This window comes from Bowmanella yangjiangensis, assembly GCF_017255015.1.
GTDB lineage: Bacteria > Pseudomonadota > Gammaproteobacteria > Enterobacterales > Alteromonadaceae > Bowmanella > Bowmanella yangjiangensis.
In genome coordinates this window covers 1-464 of record NZ_JAFKCS010000581.1, presented here as the reverse complement: position 1 = coordinate 464, position 464 = coordinate 1, and the positions used below count along the sequence as shown (strand labels likewise).

Annotated in this window: 1 protein-coding gene; it reads left to right on the top strand. The window is 70.5% G+C overall.

The window, feature by feature from the left end; genetic code table 11:
* A partial coding sequence (locus J0A65_RS25760; RefSeq protein WP_232850162.1) for a hypothetical protein occupies positions 1-464 on the top strand: 464 nt, incomplete at both ends.

The following is a 464-nucleotide window of genomic DNA, read 5'->3' as shown; positions in this document are numbered from 1 at the left end:
GCCTGCGTCCGCTGCTCGGGGATACGGCCGAAGTTTCCCCGCAAACGCTCGGCGCCTTGCTCGACCAGGCATTGAGCGCCCGCGAGGTCGAGCTGGCGGCGCTGAAGGCGCCCTGGCCGACATGGATCGAAGAGCTGCAGCTGCTGCTCGACCAGGCCGTCGCCGACAAGCAGGTGGACGCGCGCAAGATCCAGGCGCGCTACTACAACCCGTGGCTGCATAAGCTGCGGGAGTGGGCGAGCGGCGAGGAGGCCGTGGTCGATCTGGGAACCGGCTTCAAGCGCCTGACGCCCGATGGCCTGGCGGAAGCCTGGAAGGGCGAGGCGCCGCAGCATCCGGCACTGCTGGCCATGGCTGAGCTGGAGGCGCGCCTGGGCGCACTGAGCGATCCGGGCGAGGCGGCGTTGCGTCATGCCGCCGCCTGGGTGCACGCGCGTTTCGACTGGGAGAAACGCCAGCGCGCC